The organism is Fundidesulfovibrio sp. (assembly GCF_058402725.1).
Genome location: NZ_JBZVFJ010000261.1, coordinates 1 through 2,831 on the forward strand (window position 1 = coordinate 1; position 2,831 = coordinate 2,831).

Consider the following 2,831-nt stretch of genomic DNA (forward strand, 5'->3'; position numbering starts at 1 on the left):
GCACCAGCCTCCGCAGGCTGTCTCGGAAGCGCACGAGCATTCCGTCGTCGTTCCAGCGCCGCGTCGGCCACGCGGTCGCCAGGTGCGTGCTCACCTCGGCGAGGTAGTTCTCGATCGTCGTGCCCGCCAGCCCGTCCTCTCGGAGCTGCTCTCCGAACGCCGCCAGCAGTCGCGCGACCTCCGCCTCGCGCACGCGCGCCTCGCTCACTCCGTGCTCTCGCAGGAAGCCGCGCCATCGCTCCAGCCCCACGCGCTTCCGCGCTCGCATGCCGCGAATGGCGGCGAAGGCGCGGGCGGCAGCCACGAGATCTCGCAGGGCTCGCGGAGTCGCCGGAGCCGTGCGTCGGGGTTCCGCGCCCGCCACTCGGCCACCCGGCCCCTCGACAGGTCGTCCGCGTCCCGGTTGAGCGCCTCTGGCACCCAGTCGGAGAAGAGCTGGAACCGGAACCGTGCCGCCAGCAGCAGCACCTCGCGCAGCAGCCTCGTCAACACGAGACTCGCTGCGTGGCCCGTCGTGAGGACCGTGGCGGTGGCCTGGTTGTCCACTTGGACACGCACCGCCGTCCCCGCCAGCTCCGGCGCGAGCTGCCGCAGTGCCACGAGCACCATCAGCAGCTCGAGGTGCGTCGAGTGCGCGGATCGCCATGTCCGCGACCACGACACCACCCACGCCCTCGTCGTCCCGCACACGAACCCGCCCCCCGTCGTCGAGGCGTCCGTGGCGATGCGCACCGTGGCCTCCTCCCGCGATCTCGGGAGCGGCCACTCCAGCGCGCGCTTCCGCAGCACTGCTGCCCACCAGTCGAGCTCCTCCGCCACCGCCGGCGGGAGCGGTCGTCGCCCGCGGCCCGCCTCTCGCAGCAGCCACGCGGCGCACCGCGACGTCGCCCACAGGAACGCGCGGCCCGGCAGCACGACGGTCGCCAGGTGCTGCAAGAGGCCGGCCACCTCCGCCACCTCCGTCGCGCTCGACTGCGCTCGCCGCCGCATCCCCGCGATGAGTGCGACGGCCTTCGCGACCTTTCGTCGCGGCACGCTCACCGTGAGCGTGTCCATGTTCCACTGGAACCCGAGCCACTCTTTCGTGGCCCTCGGAGGACCCGCGTCCTCCAGCTTCCCGCGCGACACCTGCAGACCGACTCGGTCCAGCTGTCCCACGAGCTCCGTCGCCGCCGACACTGTCGTCGTCTCGCGCGCCGCGACCTCGGCCACGAGGAAGTCGTCCACGTAGGCGCGCACCAACGTGCGCTGCCCACGACTGCGCGCCCGCCGCTCCACGAGCTCCGCCAAGGCGGACGAGAGCCGACACATCCAGAACGGGGACCACGCGCCACCCATCGGCAGGCGCGTGTCCCAGAGCTCCCGGCCTCGCCACCGCAGCAGCAACAGCGGCCAGTCCGCCGGCGCGACGGGGACGCGGCGAAACGCGGACGCGATGTCCACGACCTGGAGCATCACGTCTTCGCCGTCCCCGCACGCCTGCCGCATCCGTCGCAGCTCGCGTCCCGTCCGCCACACGCGCGCCATCTCCACGCGCCCCAGCGCCTCGGCGTCCACGCCTGCGTTCACGCCCCTCTTCTCTCCGCGCACCCAGCCCGAATGGTCCACGAGCATCCGGGTCGAGCCGTTCGTCTTCGCGCGCGCCGCGATCGGCGCGTTCCGTCCCCGCGCCTCGGGGAACTCCCCCAAGACCTCCGTCACGTCCACCAACACCCCTGCTTCCACCTCCTCCGCGACGAGAGCGCTGATCGCCTCGCTCGCCTCCTCCGCCGACCCCTTGTTCGGCACGCGCCCGGTCGGGAGTCGCCCCACGAACCCCACCGGCACCCCGAACCGCGCCACATCGACCAGCCACTCCAGCTCCGGTCGCTCCTCCGCCAACTGCCTCGCCTCCTCCACCACCAGTCCTCCCGACACCTCCCACTCGCCGGCCCCGACCTCCGCCCGGCGCCGCCAACGCTCCTCCAGCCTCCCCGCCTTCGCCGCCGCGGCGACCTCGCGTGCCACCCAGTCGGACGCACGGGACGATCCGCATCTCGGCCCAGCCCCGTCGTGCGCGCGAGCCGGTCCCGAGTCGCCGCCGCCGGCCCTACTGGCCTCCGCGACGGGCGAGCTGCCGCGCGACTGCGTCTCGGAGCGCGGCCCACTCCTTGTCGCCGAGCCCGAGGTCCGCCGGCTTGAAGGTCGCGCGGTGCGCGACCGTGTGCGCGACCCGCGCACGCCGGAAGTCGGGGACGCTGTCGGCCGTGACGCGGGGGTCGGCGAGCGCCTCGACGTCCCACGGGGACCGCCGAATCGGGTCGTACGCGAGCCCGAGCGCGACCGCGGTCTCGCGCAGTGTCGTGGGACGGCCGCCGTCCCCTCGCGCCGCCCGCGCCGCCGCGTCCTTGCTTGTCCGGCCCGCACTTGCCCCAGCACTTGCCCCAGCACTTGCCCCAGCACTTGGTCCTGCGCTTGCCCCAGCACTTGATCCGTCGGCTCCTTCACGAAAGAGCCGGTCCTCCCGCGCGCGCAGCTCGTCCAGCCGCGCCCGACGCAGCGCCCGACGCAGGTGCGCGTGCTTGCGCGCATACGCAGGCGAGAACCGCTTCCCGCTCGCGCCGCACGCCACGATCGTCCGCACGAGGCGCCGCACGAACTCGCCGCGCACTGCCGCGCCCGCCCGCTCGCCGCCGCCGTACCGGAGGAGGAGCAACGTCCACTCCTCCCCGATCGCGCGCCACTCCGACCGCGAGCCGCCCACGACCCGCCCCACGAACTCCGCCAGCGTACCCACCTGGGTACCGACGTCCGGGTGGGCCTCGCGCGCGCGCGAGAAGGCCGCGAGGTCC

General features: G+C 74.0%; 3 protein-coding genes. All 3 read right to left on the minus strand.

Annotated features, from left to right (window positions below; translation table 11 throughout):
- The coding region (locus ACV4UX_RS18395; RefSeq protein ID WP_491594733.1) for a hypothetical protein at window positions 1-208 on the minus strand (208 nt) is incomplete at its 3' end.
- The gene (locus tag ACV4UX_RS18400; protein WP_491594734.1) at window positions 205-2,007 is read right to left on the minus strand and encodes a hypothetical protein; all 1,803 of its coding nucleotides are present in this window, start codon (window positions 2,005-2,007) and stop codon (window positions 205-207) included. The genes ACV4UX_RS18400 and ACV4UX_RS18395, both read right to left, overlap by 4 nt.
- A gap of 82 nt (window positions 2,008-2,089) precedes the next feature.
- A partial coding sequence (locus ACV4UX_RS18405) for a hypothetical protein (RefSeq protein WP_491594735.1) occupies window positions 2,090-2,831 on the minus strand: 742 nt, incomplete at its 5' end.